The organism is Pseudoalteromonas sp. SIMBA_162 (assembly GCF_046535955.1).
Classification (GTDB): domain Bacteria; phylum Pseudomonadota; class Gammaproteobacteria; order Enterobacterales; family Alteromonadaceae; genus Pseudoalteromonas; species Pseudoalteromonas marina.
The window spans coordinates 128,705-153,414 of record NZ_JAWJBQ010000004.1 but is presented as its reverse complement, the minus strand read 5'-3'; the positions used below and the strand labels follow the sequence as shown (position 1 = coordinate 153,414).

18 protein-coding genes are annotated in these 24,710 nt (G+C 39.8%); 17 read left to right on the top strand and 1 reads right to left on the bottom strand.

Features of this window, described 5'->3' with window-relative positions; all coding sequences use genetic code 11:
• Positions 1-18 precede the first annotated feature (18 nt).
• Positions 19-1,296 (bottom strand): amidohydrolase family protein, encoded by a 1,278-nt coding sequence (locus R0J88_RS04605; RefSeq protein WP_410899234.1) that lies wholly within the window; start codon positions 1,294-1,296, stop codon positions 19-21.
• 143 nt (positions 1,297-1,439) lie between these two features.
• Between R0J88_RS04605 and R0J88_RS04600 the strand changes: the two genes are divergently transcribed.
• The 17 genes from R0J88_RS04600 (at position 1,440) to asd (ending at position 24,463) form a co-directional block, all read left to right on the top strand.
• Complete coding sequence (locus R0J88_RS04600; RefSeq protein ID WP_410899233.1) at positions 1,440-3,269, top strand: DUF885 domain-containing protein; 1,830 nt, start codon at positions 1,440-1,442, stop codon at positions 3,267-3,269.
• A 97-nt stretch (positions 3,270-3,366) separates the two neighbouring features.
• A complete protein-coding gene (locus R0J88_RS04595; RefSeq protein WP_006793470.1) occupies positions 3,367-3,879 on the top strand; it encodes a YcgN family cysteine cluster protein in 513 nt (170 codons plus the stop codon).
• Positions 3,879-4,397: an RNA methyltransferase gene (locus R0J88_RS04590; protein WP_006793471.1), complete on the top strand. Its 519-nt coding sequence runs from the start codon at positions 3,879-3,881 to the stop codon at positions 4,395-4,397. The genes R0J88_RS04595 and R0J88_RS04590 overlap by 1 nt, the downstream gene beginning before the upstream one ends.
• A gap of 157 nt (positions 4,398-4,554) precedes the next feature.
• A complete protein-coding gene (locus R0J88_RS04585) occupies positions 4,555-5,448 on the top strand; it encodes a substrate-binding periplasmic protein (RefSeq protein WP_410899232.1) in 894 nt (297 codons plus the stop codon).
• 98 nt (positions 5,449-5,546) lie between these two features.
• A complete protein-coding gene (locus R0J88_RS04580) occupies positions 5,547-6,797 on the top strand; it encodes a sugar MFS transporter (protein ID WP_410899231.1) in 1,251 nt (416 codons plus the stop codon).
• A 252-nt stretch (positions 6,798-7,049) separates the two neighbouring features.
• Positions 7,050-8,939, top strand: coding sequence for a methyl-accepting chemotaxis protein (locus tag R0J88_RS04575; RefSeq protein ID WP_410899230.1), 1,890 nt, complete (start codon positions 7,050-7,052; stop codon positions 8,937-8,939).
• A 2-nt stretch (positions 8,940-8,941) separates the two neighbouring features.
• Entirely contained in the window at positions 8,942-10,030 is a 1,089-nt protein-coding gene (locus R0J88_RS04570; RefSeq protein ID WP_410899229.1) for a diguanylate cyclase, read from the top strand.
• An 8-nt stretch (positions 10,031-10,038) separates the two neighbouring features.
• Positions 10,039-10,653, top strand: coding sequence for a DsbA family protein (locus R0J88_RS04565; RefSeq protein WP_410899228.1), 615 nt, complete (start codon positions 10,039-10,041; stop codon positions 10,651-10,653).
• Between the two features lie 211 nt (positions 10,654-10,864).
• Positions 10,865-11,617: a DUF3450 domain-containing protein gene (locus R0J88_RS04560; RefSeq protein ID WP_410899227.1), complete on the top strand. Its 753-nt coding sequence runs from the start codon at positions 10,865-10,867 to the stop codon at positions 11,615-11,617.
• Positions 11,618-11,627: 10 nt separating this feature from the next.
• Positions 11,628-12,995 carry a MotA/TolQ/ExbB proton channel family protein gene (locus R0J88_RS04555; protein ID WP_006793479.1) on the top strand — a complete coding sequence of 456 codons (1,368 nt, stop codon included), beginning with the start codon at positions 11,628-11,630 and terminating at the stop codon, positions 12,993-12,995.
• A gap of 3 nt (positions 12,996-12,998) precedes the next feature.
• Positions 12,999-13,526, top strand: a complete 528-nt coding sequence (locus R0J88_RS04550) for a MotA/TolQ/ExbB proton channel family protein (RefSeq protein ID WP_006793480.1) — start codon at positions 12,999-13,001, stop codon at positions 13,524-13,526.
• Between the two features lie 50 nt (positions 13,527-13,576).
• The gene (locus R0J88_RS04545) at positions 13,577-13,987 is read left to right on the top strand and encodes an ExbD/TolR family protein (protein ID WP_006793481.1); all 411 of its coding nucleotides are present in this window, start codon (positions 13,577-13,579) and stop codon (positions 13,985-13,987) included.
• 9 nt (positions 13,988-13,996) lie between these two features.
• Positions 13,997-14,602 carry an energy transducer TonB gene (locus R0J88_RS04540; protein WP_410899226.1) on the top strand — a complete coding sequence of 202 codons (606 nt, stop codon included), beginning with the start codon at positions 13,997-13,999 and terminating at the stop codon, positions 14,600-14,602.
• A gap of 30 nt (positions 14,603-14,632) precedes the next feature.
• Positions 14,633-15,961, top strand: coding sequence for a tetratricopeptide repeat protein (locus tag R0J88_RS04535; RefSeq protein WP_203987583.1), 1,329 nt, complete (start codon positions 14,633-14,635; stop codon positions 15,959-15,961).
• Positions 15,962-16,268: 307 nt separating this feature from the next.
• The gene (locus R0J88_RS04530; RefSeq protein WP_410899225.1) at positions 16,269-20,357 is read left to right on the top strand and encodes a hypothetical protein; all 4,089 of its coding nucleotides are present in this window, start codon (positions 16,269-16,271) and stop codon (positions 20,355-20,357) included.
• A gap of 63 nt (positions 20,358-20,420) precedes the next feature.
• On the top strand, positions 20,421-23,120 hold the full coding sequence (locus tag R0J88_RS04525) for a TonB-dependent receptor domain-containing protein (protein ID WP_138740592.1): 2,700 nt from the start codon (positions 20,421-20,423) through the stop codon (positions 23,118-23,120).
• Positions 23,121-23,323: 203 nt separating this feature from the next.
• Positions 23,324-24,463, top strand: a complete 1,140-nt coding sequence (asd, locus tag R0J88_RS04520) for an aspartate-semialdehyde dehydrogenase (RefSeq protein ID WP_410899224.1) — start codon at positions 23,324-23,326, stop codon at positions 24,461-24,463.
• Positions 24,464-24,710 lie beyond the last annotated feature (247 nt).

The following is a 24,710-nucleotide window of genomic DNA, read 5'->3' as shown; positions in this document are numbered from 1 at the left end:
TTAACTTAGATTTAAATTTTATTTTTCAGTTTTATAAACAATACCTGCTTTCATCACAAACGGTATTTGCTCTAATGTTGAAATGTTTTTCAATGGGTTTCCTTCAACAGCGATAATATCGGCGGCATATCCCGTTTTTATTTGCCCTAGTTTGTTATGCATTTTCAGCAGTTTAGCGCTGTTAATGGTAGCTGATTGAATAGCTTGCAGTTCAGTCATGCCAAATTCAACCATACGTGAAAACTGCTTTGCATTATCACCATGTGGGTAGATGGCAGCGTCGGTTCCAAATACCATGTTCACACCAGCTTTTACAGCTCGGCTAAAGCTATCTCTTTGTTTTTTAGAAACTTGGCGTTCTTTGTTTAGGTTTTCTTCGTCTACACCATTTTGTTCGCCAAAGCTTAATGTGTATTCTGTGTTGTATATATCCATAGAAAGCCAAGTGCCATGTTTTTTAGCCAGGGCTATGGCTTCATCGTCTAAAAAGCTTGCGTGTTCTACGCTGTCAACACCTGCAATGATGGCTGTTTTTATGCCGCTTGTGCCGTGTGCATGCGCTGCAACTGGTAGGTCGCGCATGTGAGCTTCTTCAACAATGGCTTTCATTTCTTCAAGCGAATATTGTTGTACACCTACTTTGGTACCCTTTGAAAAAACACCACCTGTAGCACAAAACTTTATAGCGTTTGCACCGTACTTTATATTTTCACGTACTTTTGTTCTAACCGCCCATGGTCCGTCTGCAACACCTGCTGAGGTATATTTTAGCTCTGGCGGTAAACGGTTATTGTCACAGTGCCCGCCAGTTATACCCAGTGAAGGACCTGCAGCCCAAATTCGTGGGCCTACAATGTCACCCGCATTAATACCGTCTCGCACCGCAATAACGCTATAACCATCTGCGCCCACATTTCTTACGGTAGTAAAACCTGCTTCAAGGGTCTTTTTAGCAAAATAAGCCGATTTAACTGCCATGCGTGGGATTGATTGACCCAAGCGCTCACTTCGAGAAACAGTAGGATCACTCGTTAAGTGTACATGCATGTCCATCAATCCAGGGACTAGTGTTAACTGTGGTAGGTTAATAAGTTCATCATTTTTACCTAGTTTCGGCTTTTTATTACGTTCTATTGAGGTGATCACACCATCATCAATAGTAATTAATGGCGATTGAATGAGTGTGCCATTCTCTACATCTAACATGGCTTTTGCAGAAATGTAGGTGACTGCCTGGGCTGGTAGACTGCTCAAACATAATATGGCTATTGAGGCTGATAATAGGTGCTTTTTCACTTTTTAATTCTTTTATATGAAAGTTACGTTGTTTTGACTTTACCAAGCTCAAGTAAAAGTGCAATAAAATAACGACTAAGTTACTACTTTATTTAGCTTAATTTAAAGCTCATAATCGAGCTGAGTTTTTTATAAGGATTAATATGAAATTATTAAAATTAGCACTGGTCGCTTCTTCAGTGATCGGTGCGCTAATGGGCTGTAGTAGCACAACGTCTCAACAAAATAATAGTAAACCGGTTTCATCATCTATAAATGCTGTGGTTTCAGAATTATCGGCCGAGCAGCAATTAGACGTGCTTGTTGATCAATACTACAATGAGTCGCTTGCATTTTCGCCAATCAGGGCAACATATAGCGGTAAAAATGAATTTAATGATCAGTTCACGCCTGAAATTTCAGCGACAAATCGTAACAAAAAGGCGGCTTTTTATAAAAAGTATCAACAACGCCTTGCTTACATTGATTCACAACAATTAACAGGGCAAGCGCTATTAAGTTATGAGATTTTAAAACGTGACCTTGCACTTAACCTCGAGGGGATGCAATTTCCAAGCTACTTCCTGCCTATTAATCAAATGTCGGGAGCACATAATGTGTTTGCTGGATTTGGCTCTGGGCAAAGTGCACAACCTTTTAAAACAGTACAAGATTACGATAATTTTTTAAAACGTAGTGATGGCTATATCAAATGGCTTAAAAGTGTTGAGCTTTCTATGGCTGAAGGTATAAAACAAAAAATTGTTTTACCTTTGCCACTTGCAAAAAAGTTAGCCCCACAATTTAGTGCGCATGTTGTAAGTAAGGCTGAAGACTCACTGTTTTGGGGAACTATAAAAAATTTACCAAATTCGTTTACAGCTGAGCAAAAACAAGAAATAACAGCGCAATACCGCGATTTAATCATGAAGCAATTAGTGCCGGCTTATCAAAGCATGCACACATTTTTAATTAACGATTATATACCTAGTAGTCGTGTGTCAGTAGGCTACAGTGATTTTACTAATGGTAAAGCTTGGTACGAATACCAAATAAAGAAAAACACAACGCTTAACTTATCTGCTGACGAAATTCACAATATTGGTTTAAGCGAAGTATCGCGTATTTTGAGCGAAATGAAAAAGGTAAAACACACCGTTGGCTTTGACGGCGATTTGCCTACATTTTTTACTCACTTGCGTGATTCAGATGAGTTCTACTTTAATACCGCTGATGAGCTTATTGAAGCGTACGAAAATGTTAAGAAAAAAATTGATGCAAAAGTACCGCAGTTATTTGATGTGGCCCCTAAAGCGCCTTACATTGTTAAACCAGTAGAGGCTTATCGTGCTCAGTCTGCGGCGGGTGCTTCTTATGCAGCCCCTGCACCAGATGGTTCACGTCCGGGTATTTTTTATATCAATACTTTTAATTTAAAAGCACAACCTAAGTTTTTACTCGAAACACTCTCGATTCATGAAGCGGCACCGGGTCATCATTTTCAAATCGCTCTTCAACAAGAAATAGACGGCTTACCTGATTTTCGTAAATTTGGTGGGTATACGGTTTTTGCTGAAGGGTGGGCACTGTATGCAGAAAGTTTAGGAAAAGAGCTTGGATTATTTACCGATCCGTATATGTGGTATGGGCGTTTGGCTGACGAGCAATTACGGGCAATGCGTTTAGTGCTCGATACTGGTTTTCATGCAAAAGGGTGGACGCGCGAGCAAGGTATACAATACATGCTCGCTAATTCATCAATGGCTGAAAGCGATGTAGTGGCAGAGGTTGAGCGTTATATTGCGTGGCCAGGGCAAGCACTTTCGTACAAATTAGGGGAGTTTAAAATTAAAGAACTTCGCGATTATTGTAAAAAAGAGCTAGGTTCCCAATTTGATATTAAGGCGTTTCATACGCAAATATTAATAGATGGCGCATTACCCATGCCTATTTTGGAGAAAAAAATTAAGCGTTGGGTGCAATCGCAGCGTTAATGAATAGCGCAAAGTGATTATCAAATTGAGGTATTCGCTTTGCGCCATTTAGTGCAATACGTTAGAATGCGCGCTCTTAAAAGGGCGCGAGAACACTATGTTTGATCAACAGTTAGCAAATACACAGTTTTGGCTTACAAAAAGCTTGAGCGAAATGAGCCAAAATGAATGGGAAGCCATTTGCGATGGCTGTGGTAAATGTTGTTTAAATACGTTTATAGATAGTGAAGACGAAGACGATTTTTCCCCCACAGATCAGCTACGAGAAGGTGAACAGCTCATTTTCACAAATATTGTTTGTCAGTATTTAGATAATAATACCTGTGGGTGTAGCGAATACGAAAACCGCCAAACACTTGTCCCTTCTTGCGTAAAACTAACCAAAGAAAACCTTAAAGATATTTTCTTTATGCCGCAGAGCTGCAGTTACCGCCGCTTACATGAAGGGCGTGGTTTAGCTTCGTGGCACCCGTTATTAAATAACGGCGATAAAACACTTATGCATGATCTCGGTATTTCAGTAAAAGATAAAACAGTCAAAGACAGTAATGTAAAATTAGATGATTTTGATCTATACATTGCTGAGTGGCCAACAAAGGACTGCGATTAATGAGCAAGTTAAAAGCGAGTATTGGTTTAATAAACCCGAAGAGCCCTACTAACGTTGGCGGTGTGTTACGAGCTGCTGGGTGTTACGACGCAAAGCAGGTTTATTTTACGGGTAATCGATATCTTAATGCGCAAAAATTTCATACCGATACTAAAAATGTGGTTGAACGTATTCCATTAACCTCTACTGATAGCCTAGAAAAAGTAAAACCTGAAGGAGCAACCGTTGTTGTCGTTGAGTTAATTGAAGGTGCTACACCGCTCCCTGAATTTAAGCACCCAGAAAATGCATTTTATGTTTTGGGCCCAGAAGATGGTTCTGTTCCTAAAGACGTACTAAAGTGGTGTGATGAAGTAGTTTACATTCCTACTATAGGGTGCATGAACTTAGCTGCAACCTGTAATGTAGTACTTTACGATAGGCTTTCTAAATTAGGTGGTGTTAAAAGCAGTGATGACACAATAATAAGTTCGCGCGATACCAACAATAAAATGAAATGGGTTAAACCTGCTTTATAACTTTTGTAATGCCAATTAAATCTGCTAGTTGGCATTAGAAACTGTCTATATTCAATTTCACGTTCTACCAATTTTTCATTCTCTAGATTTATTTCTCCTTCAAAAGTGTAAATAACGCCTACACTTAACTGACTATTAGTTTGACGATAGCTTTATTATGCGCATTGTAGTCTTTTTGTTGTCCTTTATTAGTTGTTTTAGTTTCGCGAGTCAAAGCGTAACCTTCATTCATAAAAATAGCCTTAAAACTGTAGAAGGGCAGCGTTATAAATCGGGGCTTTTATATAGCGCCCCAAATAGTAAACGCACATTACATATTGTTACCTTAGATTGGCCGCCTTATATAAGTAACGACTTATGTAACAAAGGGTGGGTCTATCATTTTGCCGTTGCTGTTCTTAATAGTCAGGGTTACAGCGTTTATTTAGAATTTTTACCTTGGGCAAGAGCTGTGCGTAATGTGGAACTTGGAAAAGCCGATATTTTAATGCCTGAGTACTTTATTGAAGACACTGCGCCTTCAGACTATGTTAAAAATAAAATGCGAAGAGAGCTGCTTGGTATTTCAAATTCGTTTCAAGGTGGAAATATTGTATTTCTAAAGCGAAAAAACGCACCTGGTATTTTTACAGGTAATCTAAACTCATTAAAAGGCTCAACAATAGGTGTTGTAAGAGGATATCAAAACACGCCTGAATTTGATGCCATGATGGATAATGAAGAGTTTAAAGTTATTAGTGCGGTAAACGATTTGCAGTTAATGCAATTACTTTTTGCCAAGCGGGTCGATCTTATTATAGGTGATCCTTCGGTGTTAACCCATTCAGTTACGTTTTCTGAGCTTAACCAAAATGAAAAAATAAAACTGCTTAATGCAGTTGAGCAAGATGGTAAACCACTACATTATAACTCATTGTATTTTGCTATAAGTAAGCTAACTCCTAACTGGCTTGAAGTGCTAGATGACATAAATCAAGCCTTATATATATTTTATAATAGCGGTGAGACTGAGCGTTTAATCAATACTGTTTCAGAAGAATGTGCAGTTTGAATAAGCATGATAATTTGGAACGTTCTAATCACCTTGTGCCCAAACAACTTATTAACAATGTAGAATCAGTTTAACTTGTTAATGGAGTGAAAATAAAAATGAGCACACTGAACACACATCACGATTATGGCGTTAATAAACAGAACAACAAAAATTATCTGTTTCCCCTAACTGCAATGACAACCCTGTTTTTTTTATGGGGTTTTATTACAGTATTAAATGATGTATTGATTCCACGATTAAAAGGCGTATTTGATCTTAGCTACTTTGAGGCAATGCTAGTGCAGTTTTGCTTTTTTGGTGCCTATTTCATTGTATCTATCCCCGCTGGTATTTTAGTTAAACAGCTTGGCTATAAAAAAGGTATTTTAACGGGCCTTATTATTGCTTCGATTGGTTGTATGCTTTTTTACCCTGCGGTAGTAGTGCATGAGTATTGGTTGTTTTTAGGCGCATTGTTCGTGCTTGCTGCTGGTATAACCGTATTGCAAGTATCAGCTAATCCATACGTTGCGGCTCTTGGCCCAGATAAAACCGCCTCTTCACGATTAAACTTAGCACAAGCGCTTAATGCCTTGGGTACTACAGTAGGACCGTATGTAGGAGGCATTCTCTTTTTCGGTACTGCTGGTACATTGGCTGCGTCTGCTGCATCGGCAGAATCAGTAAAAGTGCCTTATTTAATGTTGGCTGCAGCACTTTTATTAATTGCCATTGTGTTTGCATTTATAAAGTTACCTGAAATTGAAGCCCATAAGGAAGACAGTACCGATACTGAAACTCGCTCTTTAATGCAAGCGCCTCACCTTACTATGGGGGTTGTAGCAATATTTTGTTATGTAGGCGGTGAAGTAGCTATAGGTAGCTTTTTAGTTAATTACTTTGGTGAAGCACACATTGCTGGGCTTGAAGAGCATGCTGCCGCGGCACTTATTAGTTATTATTGGGGCGGAGCAATGGTTGGGCGTTTTGTAGGCTCTGCGTTGTTACAAAAAATTGCGCCTTCTAAAGCAATTGCCTTTAATGCTATCAGTGTTATTGCGTTGTTATTAATCACTATTTTTACACAAGGTGATGTCGCTTTGTATTCAGTATTGGCAATCGGGTTGTTTAATTCAATTATGTTTCCAACTATATTTTCTGTTGCGATTGAAAAATTAGGCCCGTTAACAAGTAAAGGCTCTGGTTGGCTATGTTTAGCGATTGTAGGTGGTGCATTAGTGCCTTTATTACAAGGGTATATTGCCGATACCGTAAATATTCAAGATAGCTTTTTCGTGCCTATGGTATGTTACGTATTTATAGCTTGGTATGGTTTAAATGCTGTTCGTTTAGCTAAAAAATGGTAAAAAATGTATTGAACAATAATGGCTGAATACGTATTCAGTCATTATTATTTTCTTTTTACGTGGAACATTCCAAATTGTGTTATCTATTGAACATTATTTATGTAAAATTAATTACTTAAAATTTGTAACTAAGTTTATCTAATTCTTTTTCATTGTTTTTAGCTGCTATTTTCTGAAAAACCGAAAATAGCTAAGACAATCCTCCCAATATTTGCTAAAACTAGAATGCTAAAAATAAATTAAAGGGCATTTATGTTTGGGGCATTCAAGTTTACGACAAAAGTCACAATAGCAGCGTCTGTTGTACTCGTTTTGGTATTAGGGTTATTCACTGTAAATAACTACTTTACCTTAAAAAACCAAACACAAAATCAGCTTGCTCTCGTGTTGCAACAAAACTCAGAATCTGTTTCCCAAAATATAGCTAGCTGGTTAAATGCAAAGTTGGCCATTGTTAGCGCGTTTGCTAAAACCCACCAACCATCAGATCCAAATACGCTTACATTACTACAATTAAACACAGCAGGGTTAGCAGGTAGTTTTAAAAACACTTATATTGGCCAATCTAACGGTAATTTTATTTTAAATGATCAAAGCATCGTTTTACCGCCAGATTTTGATGCAACGTCACGTCCTTGGTATAAGCTAGTCGAAAACAAAACCAATACTGCCTTTACTACTCCCTATATTGATGTAACAACTAACGAGTTAACTATATCTGCTGTTGTGCCTATAAACCAAAATGACCGTTTTGTTGGTGTTGCTGGTGCTGATATTGATATGCAAACTGTGACAGAAATTATTAATAATATTGATTTTTTAGGGCTGGGTTATGGTTTTTTACTCGATGACAGCGGCCAAATATTAAGTCACCCACAAAGCAATGTTAACCTAAAAAATATCGCTGAGTTATTTGGCACCAAACCATTACTTAGTAGCGAGTTTGTTGAATATCAAATAGCCGACGAAACTAAATTAGTTTCGTTTAATAAAATACGTGGTATTGAAAATGTAAATTGGTATTTAGGGGTTGTTATTGATCAACAAAAAGCATTTGCGAGTGTATCTAGTTTTGGTGAAACGGCATTTATTTACTTAATTGTGGGTACAATCGTCATTGTAATTTTAATGCAATTTTTACTTCGTTATTTAATGCGTCCAATGAATCGGTTAAATGACGCTATAAAAGATATTTCACAAGGGGAAGGTGATTTAACACGCCGTTTAGAGATAGAAAATGACGATGAGTTTGGTGAGCTAAGTCATTCATTCAATGTGTTTATCGAAAAAATTCAATCATCAATCGAACAAGTTAAAAATACAACAATACTTCTTGATGGCGTAATAGCCAGTCTGCTATCACAAACACATTCTTCACTTGCGATGTATGACGATCAAAGTATGCGTACTGATAGCGTTGCAGCTGCAATTAATCAATTTACAGGGATGACATCAGATATATTCAATAGTGCGTCTGACGCATCAACACTTGCAAAAGATGCTAATAAGCACTCTACACAAAACCAGGAAATATTAAGCAATAATGTTGCTGGGATCCATGAGCTATCTGCAAATATAGTGCAGGCTCAACAAACTATTAATAGCTTAAATGCACATACAGAAAGCATTGGTAATGTTTTAGAAGTGATTAAAGGCGTGAGTGAACAAACCAACTTACTTGCATTGAATGCGGCTATTGAAGCAGCTCGTGCAGGTGAAGCCGGACGTGGTTTTGCAGTAGTGGCAGATGAAGTTCGACAATTAGCTCATCGCACCAAAGAATCAACGCAAGAGATAGAAGAAACAGTCATAGAATTGCAAAAAGGGTCAACTTTGGCTGTAGAGTTAATGAAAACAAGTTTGCAAGGCAGTGAAAAAAGCGTATCAGAAGCTGATGCAGTTGGAGAATTAATGCAGCAAGTAATAGAGGATATAAAACAAATAAGTGCTGCTAACCATGCCGTTGCGGGCGCTACAGAAGAACAAAATCAAGTTGTTAAATCATTAGATGCAGATATACAAACTATCAGCGAACTGTCTATTCAAAGTAAAACCAACCTAAATAATACTCTAAACGAATGTACAAAACTGAGGCAACAATTCGGTGATTTAGAACAAATGGTTAAAAAGTTTAGAGTATAGATATGGATGATGAAAACTTAAATAAATCGAGTTGGCGCAACTTGATTAATATAGACAGTGTTTATAACTCAGACAGGCAGCGTCAAGCATTTTCGTTATTTACTATGATAGCCTTTGCTATTGTTGTATTGGGTTTTTTACTTCTATCTAATTATGATGTGTATTCACCTATTTTAAGTGTAGCTTTGCTCGTTGCTAATATGACGATTATTGCCTGTACCGTTTACTTTTTTAAAACAGGTAAATTAGAGGTTGTGTCTTTAACAACCATGTCTATCATATTCATTATGTGTATTGCGCTTATTTACACAGGTGGTAAAGAGAACACGGCGCTGTATTGGCTCATGTTTTACCCAGTTGTCACCTTTGCTACTCTCGGTGTTAAATTAGGGTTATGGCTTAGTGGGTTTTTATTAGTCTGTTGTTTAGGGCTATTGTATGGCCCTAACATCGGTCAGGTAGATTATGGCGATGTAGAAAAATCGCGTTTTATGGCATCTTTTGGTTTAGTGTTTGTTTTTTCATTTATTGGCGAATTTTTTAGGCAAAAAAGTCATGCGTCTATTGCTGAAATTACTTTATCGCAAAAAAAGGACGCGTATACCGACCAGCTAACTGGCGCTGCAAACAGACGTTTTGTCACATCTCACTTTTTTAACTTAGTAAGTGACTGCCCAGATGAGTATTTACCATTTAGTATTTTATTATTAGACCTCGACCATTTTAAGTCTATAAACGATAACTATGGTCATGATAGTGGTGATACTGTCCTAATAGAATTTACTAAAATGCTGGAGTCACACTTCAGTAGCGATTCAATAAAAGCGCGTTATGGTGGTGAAGAGTTTGTGGTTATTCTCCCAAAAGCGACTATTCAAATTGCAGAGCACATTGCTAACAACTTTAGAGAAAGTGTCGCCAATACAACACTTTTGAATGTTGAAAGTAAAAACGTAGCACTTACCTGTAGCATAGGTGTAGCACAAGTAAATAAACTATCAGATTACAATGATGCTTTAAAACAAGCCGATCGATGCCTTTATAAAGCAAAGGAAACGGGTCGAAATAAAGTTGTTTCAGCTTTTATGTAGGAGTTGTTATGTTTCAAAGTAAGTTAATTTATATACACGATCCAATGTGTAGTTGGTGTTGGGGCTATGCACCTACGTGGCTAAAATTAAAAGAACAACTTGAGCATAAAATTATTGTTGAATATAAAGTGGGCGGCTTAGCTGCCGATAGTCAGCAGCCTATGCCAAAAGCAATGAAAGAAATGCTTGAAGATACGTGGCACAAAATACAAAAGCAGTTAGGTACCCAGTTTAATCATGACTTTTGGCGTAATTGCGAACCTCGACGTTCTACTTACCCGGCTTGTAGAGCAGCTCTGATCGCGCGTAAAACCAATAAAGAAGCGCAAATGATAGAAGCAATCCAACATGCTTACTATTTAAATGCGCAAAACCCTTCTGATGAAGCCACCTTAGTAGCGCTCGCTCAAGGCATTGGTCTAGATAAAGAGGGATTTGCAAATGAATTAGTCAGTTCATCATTAAATAATGAATTGAGTGACGAGTTGGCATTTGTTAATGCGTTGCCTATTAATGGCTTTCCTTCCTTGGTACTTATTCATAACAACAGCTACTATCCTATTGGCGTTAATTACACTGATTGGCAAAGTACTTACAGCCAAATTTTAAATATTATTGATTAGGCAGCGTTAATTTTAACGCCTCGACCGTCTTTACTCTGCTATAAGTCCTAATTATGACAGCTGTCATAAAAGCGACTTTTTTGCGCAACATCCTTGTCATCTTTTATCTATAAACTTCCCTTCATTGAATTATTCAAGCCACTAAAGCTCTGTTTATTGGCTTGAAATACAACCTAGCAAATCCGCTAATTAACGAGTAAAGGTGTATGCGATGAAAGGCGTTAAACCATTAATCTTAGCTGGTATTGTGGCCGCAAGTGCAGCAGTACACGCTAACGATTTAGATAAGGTTATTGATAAAAGCAGCGAAATTAATAAATCAGCTGCGCAATCACAAACAAAAATAGACAAGATTGCAGATTCAATGCAAGGACGTTTACAGCAATTTAAAACGCTCAATAAAGAGATTGACGGTTTAGCTGTTTATAACGCGCAGTTAAATAAACAGCTTAATAATCAAATTGAAGAAATGGAATCGCTTAACCTATCAATGGATCAGGTTTCTATTATTGAGCGCCAAATTACACCACTTATGATGCGAATGATCACAGGTCTTGAGCAGTTTGTATCGTTAGACATTCCCTTTTTGCAAGACGAGCGCGCTAAGCGTTTAGTATCACTGAAAGCCATGATGGACCGCGCTGATATCACCTCGAGTGAAAAATTTCGTCGTGTGTTAGAAGCTTACCAAGTAGAGGTAGATTACGGGCGCACTATTGAAGCTTACACCGCATTGTTAGATGTAAACGGTAAAGAGCGTGAAGTTGACTTTTTACGCATTGGCCGATTAGAGCTGATTTACCTAACACGTGATGGTAAGCAAGCTGGTAGCTACAACACAGAGACTAAAACATTTGAAACATTATCAGATTCAACAATTAGTCAAATCAATAAAGGTTTACGTATTGCGCGCAAGCAACTTGCCCCAGATATGCTAACTCTGCCAGTACACGCAGCAGAATAAGAGGTTAAAAATGAAATTGTTTACTCAAATGACAAAAATGGCATTGTTTGTTACAAGCCTCGGTTTTGCAGGCGTTAGCACTGCGGCAGAAACAATGGATCTTGATTCATTATTAAAAACATTAGAAAACGGCAAGACCGTTCAAAGTGCGCAAAATAAACAACGAGAGCAGGAGTTTACTTCTCGCCAAAACCAGCAAGTTCAAATGTTAAATGATACAACTGCAAAGCGTAACCAAATGCTTGTTGAATCAGAGCGCCTTGAAACACAATTTGAAGAAAACGAAGTTAAACTCGCTAACTTAACCGATACCTTATCTAAGCGAATGGGATCACTTAAAGAGTTATTTGGGGTATTACAGCAAGTCGCTGGGGACTCTAGCAATAAGTTTGCTACTTCGGTTGTATCAGCAGAATTACCGGGCCGTAGTGACTTTATGGACGAGTTAGCTCAAAAAATGGGTTCAACGTCTAAGCTTGCTTCAATAGAAGATATTGAAAAGGTGTGGTACGAGCTGCAACGTGAAATGACTGAGCAAGGTAAAGTCAGTCGCTTTAATACTTCAGTTATTGTTGAAGGTGGAAATAAAGCAGAGCAAGAAGTTGTTCGTGTTGGTGCCTTTAACTTAATTTCACAGGGTCAATACTTAGAATATAACCCAGGAACAAACACGCTGAGCGCGCTTACTCGCCAACCAGTGTCTCGTTATACCGCTACAGCTGCTGACTTACAAGATGCTAAAAGTGGTGTTGTACAGTTTGCATTAGACCCAACAGGAGGCTCTATTTTAGGTTTACTTGTTCAAGCACCAGATACATCAGAGCAAGTTCATCAAGGTGGTGCGGTTGGTTATGTCATTTTAGGTGTTGGTTTGCTTGCTTTATTAATTGCAATTGAGCGCTTTATTTCATTGTTACTTGTTGGTGGAAAAATTCGTCGCCAATTAAAAGATTCAGTAGCGCGTGACGACAATCCGCTAGGTCGTGTAATGAAAGTAAAAGACGACTACCCACATGTTGCTTACGACACGTTAGAGCTTAAATTAAGTGAAGCAATTTTACGTGAAATGCCAAAAATCACACGTAACTTAACGCTTATAAAAATCATCTCTGTTGTTGCCCCATTACTTGGCTTGCTAGGTACGGTGACCGGTATGATCAACACGTTCCAAGCAATCACATTATTTGGTACTGGCGACCCTAAATTAATGGCTGGTGGTATTTCTCAGGCACTAGTTACGACCGTACTTGGCTTAGTTGTGGCAATCCCAACAGTATTTATATACACATTACTAAACACGCGTTCAAAAGGCTTACTGCTTATTTTACAAGAGCAAAGCGCAGGTATCATTGCTGAGCGAAGCGAGAAGGGAGAATAAACCATGGTGCTATTGATTGACTCAATCAATGCTATCCGTGATTTTCTCGACACCGGTGGCCAAGTCCTCTTGGTCATTGGGGTGTTAATCTTCGCGATGTGGTTATTGATACTCGAGCGATTTATATACTTTTTCAACGGGTTTCGCGGATACAAAAATAGCATTAAAGGAACATGGTCAACCCGTAACGAACGCAATAGTTGGAATGCTGAGCAAATACGCCAAGCTATGATTTCGCGAGCAAGTATGCGTTTAAATGCAAACCTTCCGCTTATCAATGTCATGGTGGCTTTGTGTCCACTACTTGGGTTGCTTGGCACAGTAACGGGCATGATTGAAGTGTTTGATGTAATGGCTATAACAGGCACCGGGAGTGCGCGTTCAATGGCGTCAGGTGTATCCAAAGCCACAATCCCGACAATGGCGGGTATGGTAGGGGCATTATCTGGTGTATTTGCCTCAACGTACTTACAACGTAAAGCCAAACGTGAAGTAGAACTACTTGAAGATAGCATGTTGCTAGATCACTAAATAAGTTTTATGAGCGGCTAAACATACCCGCTCATATCAGGAGAATAAAAATGAGAGCGCCTTTAGGTAATTTAATGCAAGAAGATGAAGCTGAAGAAATAAACATGACACCCATGCTAGATGTTGTATTTATTATGCTTATCTTCTTTATTGTAACAGCTTCATTTGTTAAAGAAGCAGGCATTGACGTAAACCGCCCAGAAGCCGCAACTGCGGTTAAAAAAGAAAGAGCCAATATCTTAGTTGCTATTTCAGATAAGGGTGAAATTTGGATTAACAAACGCCAAATAGATGTTCGCGCAGTGCAGGCGAATATTGAACGCTTAAAAGCTGAAAACCCACAAGGTAGCGTTGTAATTCAAGCCGATAAAAAAGCAACCACCGATACGTTAATTAAAGTAATGGATGCCGCACGCGCTGCAGGTGTGTTTGATGTGTCAATTGCGGCTCAAGAAGCGTAAGGGTAAGTAATGCGTTATTTAGTAGCATTAATTGTTGCCGGTGTAGTCACGTTTATGCTGTTTTTGGGCATGCAAGCACTTATAACCGGCGGTGAAGGGGCAATGAGCGAACCAGCTAAAGGCAATGTACTTGATTTTGTTCGTTTGAAAAAAGAAGAAAGTGTTCAAAAGAAAGAGCGTAAACCACAAAAGCCACCTACGCCAAAAGAGCCGCCACCACCATTGGAGTCGCCACAAATGCAAAGTAGTGATGCTAATGCCAACGCTAACAACTTTGACTTTGGTGCTAATGTTGACGCCGAAGTGAACCTGGCGGGTGGATTAGCACTGGAAACGAGCGATGGCGAATATTTACCCATTGTAAAAGTTGCACCAGTTTATCCGCGTCGAGCGCTATCGCGCGGTATTGAAGGGTATGTGATTGTTGAATTTACAGTGACAAAGCAAGGTACCGTTCGCGATCCGCAAGTATTAAAAGCAGAGCCAGAGTCGTTATTTGATCGGGCTGCAATGGACGCTGCTCTTAAATTTAAATATAAACCGCGTGTTGTCAACGGTGAAGCTGTTGAAGTAGCGGGTGTTCAGAACAAAATATCTTTTCAAATTGGCGGATAGTAGCTAACTAGATAAGACCGTGAGGCGATTATGAAATTATTAACCAAAACTAAACTTTTAAAAGTAACACTACTTTGTACCACTGCGATAGGGTTCAGTATTGTTACACCCAGTGCACTAACGTTGTTACCTGGCGTATCAATTGCAAGTGCTCAAGCGGCGCAGGAGCAAAAAACAAAACGCGTTCCTGCGCTTCGTGAAAAAGTATACAGCCAACTGGCTCGCGCACAAAAATTGGCAGACGATGGCGATGTAAAAGCTGGACTTGAAGCGCTCGATAGCATTAATGAACGTTCTTCAAGTATGAACTCGTACGAAATAGCCATGATGCATAATTTTTACGGGTTCATTTACTACAATCAAAATGACTTACCAAAAGCGATAGCTTCATTTGAACGCGTTGTGGCAGAAGAAGGGATCCCTGAAACATTGCGTTTAAGCACCACTTTTAGTTTAGCGCAGCTTGCAATGGCAAACAGCGATTACGATAAAGTCATTGCCTTTTTGGATAACTGGGATGAGATTAACACTCAGCCAATACCTGAAGGGTATTACTTACTTCGTGCACAAACGTATTACCAGTTAAAAGACTATAAGCAAGGCCTAGACTACATCACTAAAGTTATTTCATTAAGTGATGACGAAGGTAAAACCCCAAAAGAAAACTGGCTTGTATTACAGCGCGCTATGTTTTATTCACTAAATCAAACTAACAAAGTGGTTGAAGTGCTTGAACGCATGGTTAAGCTTTATGATAAACCAGAATACTGGGTACAGCTTTCGGGTATGTATGGTGAAACAGGGCAAGAGAAGAAGCAATTAGCTGTTATTGAAGCTGCCTATCAGCAAGGGTTTTTAACATCAAGAGCCGACTTACGCCAACTTGCTCAAGTTTACTTATACAATGGACTTGCTTTTAAAGCGGCAGAAGTTATGAGTAAAGCAATAGATAATGGCATTGCCGAAAAAACAGCTAAAAACTATGCGTTTGTAGCCGAGGCGATGATCCAAGCAAAAGAAGATGAAAAATCGATAGAGTATTTTGTTAAAGCCGCCGATTTATCAGATCATGGGCAATACGATCAGCGTTTAGCTGAGGTGTATGTTAATACAGAGCACTATGAAGATGCTGCGGATTCAGCGCGTAAAGCGCTTGATAAAGGGGGACTTGATTTTGAGTCAAATGCCTTTGTTGCACTGGGTATGGCGCAGTACAATTTGCAAAATTTCGATGCGTCTATTTTAGCGTTTGAACAAGCTGAAAAACACAAAAAATCACAGCGTTTGGCTAAGCAATGGATTAAGTATGTCAAACGTGAAAAAGTACATGCTGAAACGTTAAGAACCGCTCTGCTTTAAATTTTAAAACAACAAGTCACTACTTCGTTGGTGCTTGTAATATCAATTTCATAATCGCACTACGCAAGCCGGCTCAATAATAATTGAGTCGGCTTTTTTATTGCCTTGGTAATTAAGCTGTTGAATTTTAATGATATAGTTTTGTCATGTTATGTTTATTAAAGTGTAACTCCAGTGTCATATAGCTCCCGTAAGGTAAGCCCTGCTGATAACTCAAGTGACCTTAACGCATTATTAAGTGCTTTAAAGTGACTTGAGTTTTTATAAAGCGCTAACAAAATAATTAAATACTTTAACGGAGTGAACAATGAAATTATCTGACTTATTCAAAGTTAGTTTGATTGCAACTGCAGTATCTTTAGCGGGTTGTGGTGGTGACTTAGTAGTATCTGAAGGCGACACAACAATTAACGAAGGCGATACAATAACAAACGTTGTTGAAGGCGGCTCAGACACAGGCGGTGAAACGTCATCTCGTGATGATTCACAAAACGGCACAACTGGTTTCCCTACCACTGTTGACAACGCATTTGTTCAAGGCTTAGCCACAGACGTATCAAGCGAATTTCCGGAAATTACTGATAAGCCAGTGTATCGCCTAACAGCAGATACAACGTTCACTACCGATGCAACACTTACAAACGACGCGCATTGGATTGTAAATGGTCGTACAGCAGTAGGTAATGACCGTGCAGATAACGCAAAGCTTTATATTCAACAAGGCACAACAATTATTGGTGAATCTGGCGATGACTTTTTAGTTGTTCGTCGTGGTTCACAGCTTGAATCGGTTGGTACAGTAAGCCAGCCAATTACTATGACCTCTATTCAAGATGTAACAGGTGGTGAAACAGCCATTGGTCAATGGGGTGGTTTAGTATTATTAGGTAATGCACCTGCTAACTCATGTGGCGACCAACAAGGTGAAGCAACAGCCGACGAGCTAGCTAACTGTGGTGTATCTGCTGAAGGTGACGCCGGCCAGTTTGGTGGCGATGTTGCAGATGATAACTCAGGTACATTAAAGTACTTAATCGTTAAGCAAGCAGGTAAAACTCTGGGTAATGGCGATGAGCTAAACGGTATTTCGTTTGCCGGTGTAGGTTCTGCAACAACTGTTGATTACATTCAAGTACACGAAAACCTTGATGACGGTATCGAGTTTTTCGGTGGTACAGTTGATGTAAGCAATGTTGTATTAACCAGCATTGGTGATGATTCACTTGACTGGTCGTTCGGTTGGACAGGCTCTGCAACTAACGTATACATTCAACAAGCTGCAAACGTGGGTGATAATGCGATTGAAGCAGATAACTCTGAGTTTGATTCAAGTGCAACACCACTTACAATGCCAACCGTTTCAAACGTAACAATTGTAGGTGCTGAAGGTAACAACGGTATTCGTTTACGTGCAGGCACTGCGGGCGCATTAAGTAATGTATTCGTAACGGGTCCAGCTACTTATGAAAATTGTTTACGTGTGGGTTCAGACTCTGTACCACGCGCAGAAGATGGTACATTAACTATCACTAATTCAGTTGTTGCATGTCAAACAACAGCTAACAACTTTGGTAGTGAAGCGATTAATGGCGGCGATGTTAAATCATGGTTTGAAGCTCAAGACGGCAACCAAACGCTAACTCCCGCAGATTTAATGCTTGATGATAATGGTTACACACCACTGCCGGGTTCACCGCTTATTGCCAATGGGCAAATTGGTGCATTTAATGGTACAACTAACTGGATGGAAGGTTGGACAGTAGGTATTAATGGTGGCTTCCCAACAGATATTTCAAATGCATTGGAGCAGGGTTTAGCGACCAATGTATCAAGTGAATTTCCACAAATTACCGATAAGCCTGTTTACCGTTTAACACAAGATACAACATTTACAGCCGATGTAACGCTTACAAACGACGCACATTGGATTTTAAATGGCCGTACTGCGGTAGGTAACGATCGCGCTGATGCGACTACACTTTACGTTCAAGCGGGCACTACGCTTATTGGTGAAACTGGTGACGATTTCTTAGTTGTTCGCCGTGGTTCACAAATTAACGCTAATGGTAACGCAACAGCACCTATCACTATGACATCTATTCAAGATGTAACGGGTGGCGAAACAAATATTGGTCAATGGGGTGGTTTAGTATTACTTGGTAATGCACCTGCTAACTCATGTGGCGACCAACAAGGTGAGACTACACCAGAAGAGCTCGCTAACTGTGGTGTATCGGCAGAAGGTGATGCAGGTCAGTTTGGTGGTGATATCACCGATGATAACTCAGGTGTTCTTCGTTACATTGTTGTAAAACATGCTGGTAAAACACTGGGTAATGGCGATGAGCTAAACGGTATTTCGTTTGCAGGTGTAGGTTCACAAACTAAGGTTGAATATATCCAGGTTCATCAAAACCTAGACGACGGGGTAGAGTTTTTTGGTGGTACAGTAAATGTACGTAACATTGTACTTACTGATATTGGCGATGACGCATTTGACTGGTCGTTTGGTTGGACAGGTCGTGCACAAAATATCTACATTCAACAAAGTGCTGTTGAGGGCGATAATGCCATTGAAGCCGATAACTCTGAATTTGATTCAAATGCAACTCCATTGACTAAGCCACTTATTTCTAACGTAACAATTGTAGGTGCAGATGGTACTAACGGTGTTCGTTTACGTGCAGGTACAGCGGGTGTGCTTCGTAATGTTGTTATTACTGGCCCAGATGGGTATTCAAACTGTTTACGTGTAGGTTCTGACTCGGTAGCTAATGCAGAATCGGGTGAGCTTTCTATTGAAAACTCAGTAGTAGCCTGTAATGAAGATAATAACTTCGGTAGCGAAGCAATTGCTGGTGGAAACGTTCAATCGTGGTTTGAAGGCCAAACAGGTAACCAAACACTCACGTCTGCAAACCTAAGCTTAGCAACTGACGGATATACACCTAAGTCGAGTTCACCTTTACTAGGTGCAGGTGTTGATACTTCTGACCTTGATTCGTTCTTCACTAAAACCGATTACATTGGTGCGTTTGACGGTGATAATAATTGGATGGAAGGCTGGACCGTTGCTATTAAACCTAGCTTCCCAACTGATATCCAAAACGCATTAGAGCAAGGGCTAGCAACAGATGTGTCTGCAAGTTTTCCAGCTATTACCGATAAGCCTGTTTATCAGTTAAATTCAGATGTGGTATTCACAGCTGATGTAACACTAACAAATGATGCACATTGGATTTTAAAAGGACGTACAGCTGTTGGTAATGACCGCGCAGATAACACAACATTGTATGTTCAGTTTGGTACAACATTAATTGGTGAATCGGGTGATGACTTTTTAGTTGTTCGTCGTGGTTCAAAAATTGAGGCCGTAGGCACAGCAACTCAGCCAATCACCATGACATCTATTCAAGATGTAACGGGTGGCGAAACAACGATTGGTCAATGGGGCGGCTTAGTATTATTAGGTAATGCACCGGCTAACTCATGTGGCGACCAAGAAGGTGAAGCGACAGCTGATGAACTTGCAAACTGTGGTGTATCTGCTGAAGGTGATGCGGGCCAATTTGGTGGTAATGACCCAGAAGATAACTCAGGTACATTAAAGTATGTTGCTGTAAAACAAGCGGGCAAAACTTTAGGTAATGGTGATGAACTAAACGGTATATCACTTGCTGGTGTAGGTAGCCAAACAGAGCTAGATTACATCCACGTTCATGAAAACCTAGATGACGGCGTAGAGTTTTTCGGTGGCACAGCAAACATCAGCCACTTAGTGCTTACTAATATTGGTGACGATTCTTTAGATTGGTCATTTGGTTGGACGGGTAAAGCGCAATACGTACTTATCAAACAATCAGGATCTGAGGGCGATAACGCGATTGAAGCTGATAACTCTGAATTTGATTCAGATGCATCACCGCTTACTATGCCTACCATCTCTAATGTAACCATTATTGGTGACGCAGGCGTAAACGGTATTCGCTTACGTGCAGGTACTGCGGGCATACTTAAAAACGTAGTGGTAACGGGTGGCGCAGATTACGCTAACTGTTTACGTGTAGGTTCTGATTCAGCACCACGTGCCGAAGACGGTTCACTTACTATCACTCACTCAGTGGTTGCGTGTGAAACAGCTAACAACTTTGGTACTCAAGCAATTGGTGATGGCAATGTTGAGTCTTGGTTCTTAGGACAAGCTGGTAACTCAGTGCAAACAGCTGCAAGCCTTGCACTAGCGAGTAACGGTTACATGCCTTCAAGTGAATCATTACTACTAGGTGCAGGTTTTGATTCTTCTAGCCTAGATAGCTACTTTGATACAGTAGATTACATTGGTGCAATGGATGCACAAACAGACTGGACAGCGGGTTGGGTAAAAGTAGGTCTTTAACCTTAAACGCTTTAGGCCGGGCGAAAGCCCGGCTAATGTCTTGTTTTGTTTCGGAGTATAAAAATGAATTCTTATAAACCCTCTAAACTTGCCTTATCAACATTAAATTGCGCCGTTTTGGCTGCACTATTTGGTTGGTCGGTAAATACTGCTGCTGCAGAAGCCGACATTCAAGAGCAAGAAATAGAAGAAGTGGTTGCAGTAGGGCAACGACTCAAAGGGAGCGCAGGTGCAGTATTGCAAGAACGCCAAAATCAGGCATTTGTTGCTGATATTATGGGTGCCGACCAAATTTCACGCACCGGCGATGGTGATGCTGCATCGGCTCTTCGCCGTGTAACAGGCTTAACCTTAGTTGACGGTAAATTTATATATGTGCGTGGTTTAGGTGAGCGTTACTCAAGTACACAATTAAATAGCATGTATGTACCAAGCCCCGATCCTACTCGCTCGGTTGTGCCACTCGATTTATTTCCATCTGAAATTATCGAAAGCTTAAGTGTACAAAAATCATTTTCACCAGATATGCCTGCGCATTTTGGTGGTGGTAATGTAAACATTCGTACCAAGTCTATTCCGTCTGACTTTTTATTTAAAGTACAAGTAGGCTCATCGTATAACACGTCAAATAGTGATTCTGGCTACTTTTACGAAGGCGGTGATGATGATTGGATGGGCCGTGATGATGGCACACGTGCGCTATCTAATGTATTTACTACAGCACTTACCAGCGACGCAGGCCTTGAAGGCAATATTAATTCTACGCTTGAAGAGCGTAAAAACCTTATTCAATCGCTTGATTGGAATGTAGGCATTAGCAAGGAAGATGTTGACCCAGCTATGAGCTTTTCTGTTGCCGTGGGCGACAGACTAGAAAGCGAAATAGGCACCTTTGGTGTGCTTGCGGCTGTTTCTTATGACAACGAATGGGAAGTTGTTCAAGAACAAAGTGGTTCAAGCTTAGGTAGTTTGGGTTGTGAGAACAAATGTTTTGCACAATATTACGATGGTACATCGACTGAACAAAATGTTCGCTGGAGCGGAACGTTAAACCTTGGCTATGAGTTTAACTCAAACCATCGATTTGAGCTGACTAACATTGCGTTACACGACATGAGCGATCGGGTTCGTAATCGTAACTATTACGATGCCAATGAAACCGAAGAGGGTGTTACTGAGCTTCGCCGTGTTGATATTAGCTACGAAGAACGTGAAATGTTTTCTTCTCAGCTTAAAGGCACACATAACTTTCCAGAGCTAAATAATTTATTCTTTGATTGGTATGGTGGCTTAAGTAGAGCTAACCGTAACGCACCAGGCGGTTTAGATGTTGTTTTTCAACAAAACTATAACGACGGTGTATTTGAGTCAGAGCAGCTTCAAGATGTTGCAGCAACTAATATTACGCGTGAATACCAGGTACTTCACGATGACGTAGAAACATTTGGTTGGAACATGGGGTTACCTTTTTACGGGGACGGCTACGAGCTCGAACTTAAAATTGGCGGTGACTTTTCAGAAAAAAAACGTGATGCAAGCAATGTTAAATTTGGCATAACGCACCGTGGTATAAGCGATGAGTTTACGTTTGGTAATAACATTAGCGATATTTTTGCTGATGCAAACACATCAAACGACGCGTTTTACACAAGTGCTACGGGTTCAGGTATTTTTGATGATGGCACAACTGACGGTGACAAATACAGTGCAGCGCATAAGTTAGATGCCTATTACTTTATGGCTGACTACTTTTTTGAAAATACATGGCGTATTACCGGCGGTGTTCGCTGGGAAGATTTCAAACAAGTATCGATTGGCTATCAGGCACATTCAAACTTATTCGAAAACACGCTTGAAGAAATTCAAGACGTTGTCATTAACGAAGATACTTTTTTTCCATCACTTGCTGTTACGTACATCATGGATGAAGAAATGCAGTTTCGCTTAAACGTGAGTGAAACCACTATTCGCCCAGACTTACGTGATGTAAGTACTTCGTTCTTTGTTGACCCGCTTACTGAATTTTTGGTTCGTGGTTCGCCTAGCTTACAAAGCTCTGAATTAACGAATGTTGATTTTAGGTTTGAGTGGTACATGCCAACAGGGAATAACCTGTCAGTTGCATTGTTTTACAAGGACATAGAAAACCCAATTGAAATGGTAGAACTTGCAGGTGTAGGTGGTGCGTCTCCGCAATTACTTACGGCTAATGCGCAGTCGGGTAAGCTATCTGGTATTGAGGTGGATTTTTTAACTGACTTTGGTTTTATTAATAAAGATTGGTCGTCTGCATTTTTGTCGGGTAACGTAACGCTATCTGATTCGAGCGTCAATTTAGGTATAAATGACTCAGATAATGTCGATTCATTATTTGAAACGCAACTTAAAGAAGCACTCGAAGCCGATACCGTTTCAAACATTGTTACTAACAACAAACGCCGTTTAGTAGGCCACTCTGAATGGGTTGCTAACTTACAAATGGGTTACGATTCAGATGACGGTTTTCATTCAACATCGGTTATTTACAATGTGTTTGGGCCTCGAATTATTGTACCAGGTACGCGTGGAAATGAAGATGCTGAAGAAAAGTCATTTCACTCACTTGATTTAGTTTATTCTTACTTTCCTAACTTTAACTCTAAAGTTAATTTTAAAGTGAAGAATATTCTTGGCCAAGAAAAACAAATAGAGCAAGAAGGTTTAACCCTTTGGGGCCAAGAAACCGGCACCGAGTTTAGCTTAAGCTATAGCTATGAATTTTAATTTTAGCATGCGTTAAGCCTTTTACATTCGCGCTATAAGCCCTGTATTAAATGCAGGGCTTTTTTTATACCTTAATTACGCATGAAAAATTTTTAAGTTCTGTTTTATTAACTAGTTTTAGCCGTCTAGCAGTGTTAGTTTGTTAACTTGAAAATTGAATCTCACGCAATGAATTTAATTTTTAATGTATTAAGGCATCTTTTATGAACAAAACAGTGGATAAAACAATGAAAAAAGTAGGTTTAGTCGGTTGGCGTGGCATGGTTGGTTCTGTGTTATTAGAGCGTATGGAAAAGCAAAATGATTTTGCCAATATAGACACCACTTTTTTTACTACCTCACAAGCCGGACAACTTGGTCCTGATTTAGCGGGTGATGCAAAACCGCTACTTGATGCAAGCGATGTATCTGAACTTTCAAAAATGGATATTATTGTTACGTGTCAAGGGGGCGATTACACCAAAGCGGTTTACCCAAAGCTTCGTGAATCGGGGTGGGATGGTTACTGGATTGATGCAGCTTCTGCACTTCGTATGAGTGATGACAGCATTATTGTTCTTGACCCTGTAAATAAAGATGTCATTACTCAAGGTTTAGAGCAAGGCGTTAAAACCTTTGTTGGCGGTAACTGTACGGTATCGTTAATGCTCCTTGCTTTAGGTGGTTTGTTTGAGAAAGACCTTATTGAATGGGTAAGCCCTATGACTTACCAAGCAGCCTCGGGTGCGGGTGCACGCAATATGAAAGAGCTGATTTCACAAATGGGCGCTATTCATTCAAGTGTTGCTCAGCAACTCGATAACCCAAGTTCAGCTATTTTAGAAATTGATAAAATAGTCAGTGAAAAAATGGCTTCAAGCGATTTACCACAAGATCAATTTGGCGTGCCATTAGCAGGTAGCTTGATCCCATGGATTGACGTGCTTATGCCAAGTGGACAATCAAAGGAAGAATGGAAAGCACAAGTTGAAGCTAACAAAATTTTAGGCTCTACCCAGCAGCCTGTACCTATTGATGGTTTATGTGTTCGCATTGGCGCAATGCGTTGTCATAGCCAAGCAATGACTATTAAATTACGTGAAGACATAAGCGTCGAAAAAATAGAAGAAATATTAGCTTCGCACAACGAATGGGTTAAGGTTATTCCAAATGAGCGTGATATTACATCCACCGATTTAACGCCGGTTAAAGTAACAGGCACGCTAAGTATCCCAGTGGGACGTATTCGTAAACTTGCTATGGGACCTAAATATATTAGCGCTTTCACAGTGGGCGATCAGCTTTTATGGGGTGCAGCAGAGCCACTTCGTCGTATGCTTCGCATTATTGTAGACGCTGAGTAATTTTAGTTTTTTAATTTCTTAATTTTATAGGGTTAGCATAGTGCTAACCCTTTTTAGTTTTTATTCCTTCCTTTTACACTCTTTTGTGGCTTTTAAATAACCTCCTGTGTGGCATACCCATTGCAAAAGTTAAAATAGTATTTTGCGTGCACCCAGTAATTTAAGTACTTAACAGCGCAGTTGTGCTTATTTTTGTGTAGTTTTTACACATTGTCATGCTCATAATTACACAAATAAGGATGGTTAT